The following is a 7,707-nucleotide window of genomic DNA, read 5'->3' on the forward strand; positions in this document are numbered from 1 at the left end:
CGGCCCTGCACGAAGCGGGCGGCCCCGGGACCATCAGGTCCCGGGGCCGCCCGTTCAGCCGTTGCGGCGGAGCGCAGCTGCTAGACGTGGGTCCGCAGCAGCGAGCGCATCGTCCGCATCGCCACGGACAGGTTCGCCAGGTCGAAGTCGTCCGACCCCCGGATCTCGTCCAGGGTCGTCCGGGCCCGGCTGATGATCGCCGCGTTCTTCTCCTCCCACGCCTTGAAGCGCTCTTCGGGAGTCGAATCGCCGTTGCCCACCGCCAGCACGTCGGCGGTCAGCGCGGCGTGCGCCGCGAACAGGTCCTCGCGGATGGAGGCGCGGGCCATGGACTGCCAGCGGTCGGCCCGCGGCAGCTCGATGATCCGGTCCATCAGCTGCGTGATGTCCAGGCGGTCGGCGAGGTCGTAGTACACCTCGGCGACACCCAGCGGGTCGACGCCCGTGCGGTCCGAGATCGCGACGATGTCCAGCGTCGGGAAGGCCGAGGAGAACCCGGCGACCTTGGCCGCCAGCTCCGCCGGCACGCCCTCGCCGATCAGCTCGTCCATGATCGACTGGTACCACTCGAGGTCGGCGCCGCGCACCAGCTTGGGCAGCTCGGCCCAGACCTGGCTCACCCGGTCACCGAAGAGCTCGATGGTCTCGGTGATCTGGAGCGGCTGCGGCCGGTTGTTCAGCAGCCACCGGGTACCGCGCTCGACCAGGCGCCGCGAGTGCAGCCGCACCCGGGTCAGGACGTCGGCCGCGACCCTGTTGTCCAGCGCCTCGACCGCGTCCCAGACCTCGGCCAGGCCGAAGATCTCGCGGGCCGAGAGCTGCGCCCGGACGATCTCCTCCGTGGAGGCCCCGGTCTCCTCGCGCAGCCGGTGCAGGAAGGTCGAACCACCGGTGTTGACCGTGTCGTTGACCAGCAGCGTCGTGATGATCTCGCGGCGCAGGGCGTGCGCGTCGATCTGCTCGGGGAACTTCCCGCGCAGGGCGGCCGGGAAGTACGCGTGCAGCAGGCGGCGCAGGTACACGTCGTCCGGCAGCTCGGTGGCGATGAGCTCGTCCGCCACCGTGATCTTGGTGTAGGCGAACAGGACGGCCAGCTCCGGCTGGGTCAGGCCCTTGCCGTTGTTCAGCAGCTCGCGGATCTGCCGGTCGGTGGGCAGGAACTCCAGGCTCCGGTCCAGCAGTCCGGCCGACTCCAGGCGGCGCATGAAGCGCTGCTGGGCGTGCAGCAGGCTGGGGGCCTGGGCGCTGCCGTTGGCGAGGGCCACGTTCTGCGCGTAGTTGTTGCGCAGCACGAGGTGGCCGACCTCGTCGGTCATCTCCGCCAGCAGCGTGTTGCGCTGCTTGACGGTCATGTCCCCGTCCGTGACCACCGCGTTGAGCAGGATCTTGATGTTCACCTCGTGGTCGGAGGTGTCCACGCCGGCGCTGTTGTCGATGGCGTCGGTGTTGACCTTGCCGCCCTCGCCGCCGGCGCCGATCCGGGCGAACTCGATCCGGCCGAGCTGGGTCAGGCCCAGGTTGCCGCCCTCGCCGATGACCTGGGCCCGGACGTCCCCGCCGTTGACGCGGATGGCGTCGTTGGCCTTGTCGCCGACGTCCGTGTGCGTCTCGGTCGACGCCTTGACGTACGTACCGATGCCGCCGTTCCACAGCAGGTCCACGGGGGCCTGAAGGATCGCCTTCATCAGGTCGGCCGGGGTCATCTTGCTGACGCCGGCCTCGATGCCGAGGGCCTCGCGGACGTGCGCGTTGACCGGGATGGACTTCGCCGAGCGCGGGTGGATGCCGCCGCCCGCGGAGAGCAGCTCCGTCTTGTAGTCGGCCCACGAGGAGCGCGGCAGCTCGAACAGGCGCCGGCGCTCGGCGTACGAGGTCGCCGCGTCCGGGGTCGGGTCGATGAAGATGTGCCGGTGGTCGAAGGCGGCGACCAGGCGGATGTGCTCGGAGAGCAGCATGCCGTTGCCGAACACGTCGCCGGACATGTCGCCGACGCCGACGACCGTGAAGTCCTCGGTCTGGGTGTCGTGGCCCAGCTCGCGGAAGTGCCGCTTGACGGACTCCCAGGCGCCGCGGGCGGTGATGCCCATGCCCTTGTGGTCGTAGCCGGCCGAGCCGCCCGACGCGAACGCGTCGCCCAGCCAGAAGCCGTACGCCTCGGCGACGCCGTTGGCGATGTCGGAGAAGGTCGCGGTGCCCTTGTCGGCGGCGACGACGAGGTAGGTGTCGTCCTCGTCGTGGCGGACCACGCCGTTCGGCGGCACGACCACGCCGCCGACCATGTTGTCGGTGATGTCGAGCAGCGCCGAGATGAAGATCTTGTACGAGGCGATGCCCTCGGCGAGCCAGGCGTCGCGGTCCACCGACGGGTCCGGCAGGTTCTTGGCGACGAAGCCGCCCTTGGCGCCGACCGGCACGATAACGGTGTTCTTGACCATCTGCGCCTTGACCAGGCCGAGGATCTCCGTACGGAAGTCCTCGCGCCGGTCGGACCAGCGCAGGCCGCCTCGGGCGACCTTGCCGAAGCGCAGGTGGACGCCCTCGACGCGCGGGGAGTACACCCAGATCTCGTAGGCCGGACGCGGGGCCGGGAGCTCCGGGATGGCCTGCGGGTCGAACTTCATCGACACGTACGCGTGCTGCTCGCCCGCGTCGTTGAGCTGGAAGAAGTTGGTGCGCAGGGTCGCGTTGATCAGCGTGAGGAACGATCGCAGGATCCGGTCCTCGTCCAGCGAGGCGACCTGGTCCAGGGCCCCCGCCAGCTCCTCGAGCATGGCGTCGATGAGCTCGGTGCCGGCGGACTGGCGGCCGGGCGAGAGCCGGGCCTCGAAGAGCGAGACCAGCAGCCGGGTGGTGTGGACGTTGTTGCGGAGGGTGTCCTCCATGTAGTCCTGGCTGAAGTTCACGCCGGCCTGACGCAGGTACTTGGCGTACGCGCGCAGCACCACGGCCTGGCGCCAGGTCAGCCCGGCGCTCAGCACCAGGGTGTTGAAGTTGTCGTTCTCGGCGTCGCCCTGCCAGACCGCGGAGAAGGCGTCCTGGAAGCGCTCGCGGGCGTCGTCGCCGAGGTAGGTGGTGTCACCGTTGCCGGCGGGCAGCGGCATCCGCAGGCCGAAGTCGTAGATCCACGCGTTGGTGCGGTCGCTGCAACGCAGCTCGTACGGGCGCTCGTCGGTGACCTCGACGCCCAGGCGCTGGAGCACGGGCAGCACCGCGGAGAGCGAGACCTGCTCACCGGTGCGGTAGATCTTGAACCGGCGCTCGCCGGGGGCCGCGCCGACCGGCTCGTACAGCGAGAGCGCGAACTCCCGGTCGCTGGCGGAGAGCCGCTCGATGTGGCAGAGGTCGGCCACGGCCGCGCGCGGCGAGTGGTCGGCCTTGTAGCCCTCGGGGAAGGAGTTGCCGTACTTGCGCAGCAGCTCGGCGGCGCGCTCCTCGCCCAGCTCGGCGACCAGGGCCTCTCCGAAGCCGTCTGCCCAGGAGCGGGCGGCCTCGACCAGGCGGGTCTCGAGGCGCTCGACGTCGGCGTCGGTCAGCGCGGGCAGCTCGGTGCCCTGCGGGACGCGGACGACGAAGTGGATGCGGGAGAGGATCGACTCGGTGTTCCAGGCGGTGAAGTCGACGCTGCTGCCGCCGAGCTCCTCCTTCAGGATGTCCATCAGGCGCAGCCGCACGCCGGTGGTGAAGCGGTCGCGCGGCAGGTAGACGAGCGCCGAGTAGTAGCGCCCGTACTCGTCCTGGCGCAGGTACAGCCGCAGCCGGCGGCGCTCCTGGAGGTACAGGACGGACGTGGCGATCTCGCGGAGCTTGTCGACCGGCGTCTGGAACAGCTCGTCGCGCGGGTAGGTCTCCAGGATCTGCAGCAGGTCGCGGCCGTCGTGGCTGCTCGGCGAGAAGCCGGCGCCTTCGAGGACCTCGGCGACCTTGCGGCGGATGACCGGGACGCGTCGCACGGACTCGGTGTACGCGGCGGAGGAGAACAGGCCGAGGAAGCGGCGCTCGCCCACGACGTTGCCCTCGGCGTCGAACTTCTTGACGCCGACGTAGTCGAGGTACGAGGGGCGGTGCACGGTGGAGCGGCTGTTGGCCTTGGTCAGCACCAGCAGGCGGTGCTCGCGGGCCTTGGCGCGGGCGTCGGCAGGCAGCCGGTTGAAGGACGGCGAGACCGGGTGGCCGTCGTCCTTGCCGCTGTGGTGCGGGTCGGAGCGCAGGATGCCGAGGCCGGTGCCGGGGACGGCGGCCAGCGAGTCGCCGTCGACCAGGTTGTACTCGCGGTAGCCGAGGAAGGTGAAGTGGTCGTCGGAGAGCCAGCGCAGCAGTTCGCGGGCCTCTTCGAGCTCGTACTCGCGCAGGTCCGGGGCGACCGGCTCGTCGGGCAGGGCGTCGGCGATGCGCAGCGCGGCGTCGCGCATCTTCTCCCAGTCCTCGACGGCCTCGCGGACGTCGGACAGGACGCGCTTGAGGTCGTCGTTGATCTGCTTGAGGTCGGCGCGGTCGGTCTCTCGGTCGATCTCGACGTGGATCCAGGACTCGACGAGGGAGTCGTGGGGGCGCGCGGTCTTGGGGCCGTGCGCGTCGCAGTCGGGACCGAGGATCTCGATCAGCTTGCCGGTGACGTCACGGCGGACGACGACCTGCGGGTGGATCACGACGTGGATGCCGCGGCTCTGCCGGGACAGCTCGTTCGTCACGGAGTCCACGAGGAACGGCATGTCGTCGGTGACGACCTCGACGACCGAGTGGCTGGACGTCCAGCCGTTCTCCTCGACCGTGGGGGTGTGCACGCGCACGTTCGCGGTGCCCTGCGGCCGGTTCTCGGCGAGACGGTAGTGCGAGAGCGCAGCCCCGAACACGTCGACCGGGTCCCGGTCGAGGAGGTCCTCCGGGGCGGTGTGCAGGTAGTAGCGCTGGAGGTAGGCGAGAGTGGTGTCCCGGTCGGGGCGCTCTCCCTGCTCGGCCCCAGTCGGAAGTAGCCCCCCGGCCGGGCTGTGCTCAGCTACCCGGGCCGCCCGCGCGAGCAGCTCGGCCTTTGCTTCGTCCAGCTTGGTCTGCATGTCCTCTGGCTCCTGTCGCGCGCCATTGCGTGACGTAGGTGAAGGAAGGAATGGCGTGGCGCCGCGACGCGGGGTGACCGCTGGGGATCGGCGCTCTGCCGTGATGAGAGGCGACCGGGAAGGAACTGGCCATGATCGGCTGCGGCTCCCGGCAGCAGGGATCAGCGAAGGCCCGGGCACGGTCGTGCGCCGGGCGCTGGCCGGAGGCGTCAATGCCTCCGATGACTATCGCGCTGATCACGGGTACCAGGCTATCTCGCCGGACCCCCTGTCCGTCACGCACTGGATCTGTACAAAAGCAGGTCCCGAACTTTGACGTTGTGCGCAGTGACGGGGGCATATTCAGCACGTATTTATTCGGCCAGTGCGCGAGCAGCGCATACGGCTTCTGCCAGCGTGTCGACGACGGCGACACCCGCCGATTCCAGACTGCGTCGGCTGTGCGAACCACCCGTGTAGAGGACGGCTCTCGCACCCACGTGCGCAGCGGCCAGGGCATCGTCCACGGCGTCCCCGATGAGGACCGTACGGGAAGCGGTCACACCCGTCTGCTCCAGGGCCGCCAAATGGCGTACGAGATGTCCTGCCTTGCTCGTGTGCGAGGGGCCGGTCCGGCCGTCGACGCGCAGGAAGTGCCGGTCGATGCCGTGCGCCTGGACGAGCGGTACGAGCTTCTCGTGGGGCGCGAGCGAGAGCAGGGACTGCGTGAGGCCGTCGGCCTGCCAGTCGCGCAGGAGCTCGCGGGCCCCTGCGGTGAGCCCGGCGGCGTCGGCGGCGGCCCAGTAGTGCCGGTGGAAGGTGGCGTCCATGACCTCCCACTCGGCGTCGGTGGGCAGCCGCCCCATCAGCCGCTCGTAGAACTTCGGCACGGGTACGACGTACAAGTCGCGGTAGCGCTCCAGGGTGATCGGTGCGAAGCCGAACTCGGCGAAGGAGGCGTTGGTTGCGGTGATGACGGCGTCGATGTCGTGCAGCAGCGTGCCGTTCCAGTCCCAGACTATGTGGACGGAGGTGGTGGCGGAGCCGGCCGGGATACCGGAAGCGATCACTTCAGCAGCCCCGGGATCTCCTGGACGCCGAACCACAGCAGCTCGTGGTCCTCGGCGCCGTCCACGGTGAACTGCGCGTCGTCGTCCCCGCCGTCCGCGGCCTCGAGGGCAGCGGCGGCGGCCGTCACGTCGCCCAGGGCGTCATCGGCGTCCACGTGCACGGCGGCGGCCACGGAGAGGCGTACGGCGGCGGCGAGGGTCACCTGGCCGAGGGCGGCCTCGTCGACCCCGGGGGTCGCGGCGGCGGCCTTGTCGTCCACGTCGACGGCGACGACGACCCGCTTGCGCGGGGTCGCCGTGTCCTCGGCGAGCATCCGGAGGGAGGCCGCGGCGGCCTGCCCGAGGGCGGCGTACTCCAGCTCCTCCAGGTCGTCCGACACGTACCACTCCCGCAGGCCGGGCGTGACGGCGTACGCACGCAGCGGGGCGGGGCCCAGCTCACCCGCCTTGTGCGCCTCGGCGAGCCCGGGGAGGGTCAGGGGGACGTACACGCGCATGGCCGGCTGCTTTCGGTAGTCGGAAACGCCCTCAGGATACGACTTGGCGGAACTCCGCCGGGTGACGGCGCCGGTCCCCCTTCGGGCTCCCGTCCGCCGCCCGGATCCCGTCCACCGCGTGCCGCCCCGAGGCGCGGGGACCGGCCGGGGGCCGTGCGGCGCCCATCCGGATAGGTGAACGGGTCCCGGCCCGTGCGGGCCGCGGAGACGCCGTTGCGGAGGGTGGTCACGGACCGTAGAAGTCCCCTAACAAGTTACCGCCCGGTACCGTCCGGGCCCGGACTTCTCGGGGACGACCGCCATGACCAGGACCAGGAACACCACCCGGCCCCCCGGCCGCCACGACCAGCGCCGCCCCCGCACCCCGCGGGGCCCGCACGACTGGTTCGCGGAGCGGCTGCTGGCGGTGGTCAGCGGCCAGCGGCCGGTCCACTCGCTGCTGGGCCACACGGTCGGCCCGGCCTACGACCAGCTGGTCACCCTGGCCCCCACGGCCCCGCTCCGGGACCGGCTGCGCCCGGTCCTGCGCCAGTGCGGCCGCTTCCACCCCGGGCCGGGCGTGATCGAGGCCTTCGCCCGCATCGCCATGGGCGACCGCGTCTCGGCGATGGCGTTCCGCCTGGAACAGGGCCCGGACCTCCGCTGGCGCTGCGCAGCCGTCGAAATGGCCCCTCTGGCGTGACCGGGGCCCTATCGGCCGGTCCACCAGGCGGCGGCTCCGCTGCCGGTGGCCGTGGTCACCAGCGCAATGAGCCAGACGGGGACACGGTGAATGACCACGTGCAGCCCGCCACAGCGCAGCTCGAACTGCGGCTGCTGCCGATTGCTCTCAACTCGCTTGTCCATGGCTTCAGTTAAGCACCGGGCATCCCCTCCGGGTCATGAGCCGGATCTGTACAAAACGGAGGGGGCAATTTTGACAATGTGCGCAGCGACCGGGCCCGCACCGGGCACCGTGCTGCGGGCTCCGCCCGGGGGTTCGCGGGCCGGGGAACGCCGCGGGGGGGGGGGGGGGGGGGGGGGGGGGGTGTTGGGGGGGGGGGGGGGGGGGGGGGGGGGCGGGTGGCTGGCTGGGGGGGGCGGGCGGGGTTGGTCGTCGTCGGGGCGTGC

General features: G+C 71.2%; 5 protein-coding genes. 1 reads left to right on the forward strand and 4 read right to left on the reverse strand.

Annotation, left to right across the window (positions count from 1 at the left end):
* Nucleotides 1–80: 80 nt before the first annotated feature.
* From ACZ49B_RS19370 to ACZ49B_RS19380, 3 genes are all read right to left on the reverse strand, one after another.
* Nucleotides 81–5,051, reverse strand: coding sequence for an NAD-glutamate dehydrogenase (locus tag ACZ49B_RS19370; protein ID WP_468307218.1), 4,971 nt, complete (start codon nt 5,049–5,051; stop codon nt 81–83).
* A gap of 353 nt (nt 5,052–5,404) precedes the next feature.
* Nucleotides 5,405–6,100, reverse strand: coding sequence for an HAD family hydrolase (locus tag ACZ49B_RS19375; protein WP_468307221.1), 696 nt, complete (start codon nt 6,098–6,100; stop codon nt 5,405–5,407).
* Nucleotides 6,097–6,597: a DUF6912 family protein gene (locus ACZ49B_RS19380; protein ID WP_468307224.1), complete on the reverse strand. Its 501-nt coding sequence runs from the start codon at nt 6,595–6,597 to the stop codon at nt 6,097–6,099. The genes ACZ49B_RS19375 and ACZ49B_RS19380 overlap by 4 nt, the downstream gene beginning before the upstream one ends.
* Before the next feature lie 301 nt (nt 6,598–6,898).
* Between ACZ49B_RS19380 and ACZ49B_RS19385 the strand changes: the two genes are divergently transcribed.
* Nucleotides 6,899–7,279, forward strand: a complete 381-nt coding sequence (locus tag ACZ49B_RS19385) for an Rv3235 family protein (RefSeq protein WP_468307227.1) — start codon at nt 6,899–6,901, stop codon at nt 7,277–7,279.
* Nucleotides 7,280–7,287: 8 nt separating this feature from the next.
* On the opposite strand, the gene ACZ49B_RS19390 is transcribed toward ACZ49B_RS19385, so the two are convergent.
* Nucleotides 7,288–7,443, reverse strand: a complete 156-nt coding sequence (locus tag ACZ49B_RS19390; protein ID WP_389593025.1) for a hypothetical protein — start codon at nt 7,441–7,443, stop codon at nt 7,288–7,290.
* Nucleotides 7,444–7,707 lie beyond the last annotated feature (264 nt).

The organism is Streptomyces sp. NPDC031132, assembly GCF_055570595.1.